General features: G+C 72.5%; 1 protein-coding gene. It reads right to left on the bottom strand.

Translation table 11 applies throughout. The features are described from left to right. A partial coding sequence (locus tag L6D77_RS27125; RefSeq protein WP_236170240.1) for a condensation domain-containing protein occupies positions 1 to 276 on the bottom strand: 276 nt, incomplete at both ends.

Genomic DNA, 276 nt, shown 5'->3' with positions numbered 1-276 from the left:
CCTCGGCTTGCAGCTCACCGGCGTCGGCCAGCGTGCGCTGCCACAGCAGCGGCTGCACCTCGCCCACGGCGCGGTAGCTGGCCTGCCAGCCGGCCTCGGTTTCGGCAAAGCCCAGGCGCAGGCCGTCGTGGTGTGCCACCAGCGCTTGCAGCGCCTGCTCCAGGTAACCGGCGTGCAGCGCCGCCGCCGGCTTGAGCAGCACCGACTGGTTCCAGTGGTGGCGCTCGGGGATCGCCGTGGCGAAGAACGCCTGCTGGATCGGCAGCAACGGCGTGG

The organism is Pseudomonas parasichuanensis (genome assembly GCF_021601385.1).
GTDB lineage: Bacteria > Pseudomonadota > Gammaproteobacteria > Pseudomonadales > Pseudomonadaceae > Aquipseudomonas > Aquipseudomonas parasichuanensis.
The sequence above is the reverse complement of the archived record's forward strand: the minus strand, read 5'-3'. Positions and strand labels throughout refer to the sequence as shown.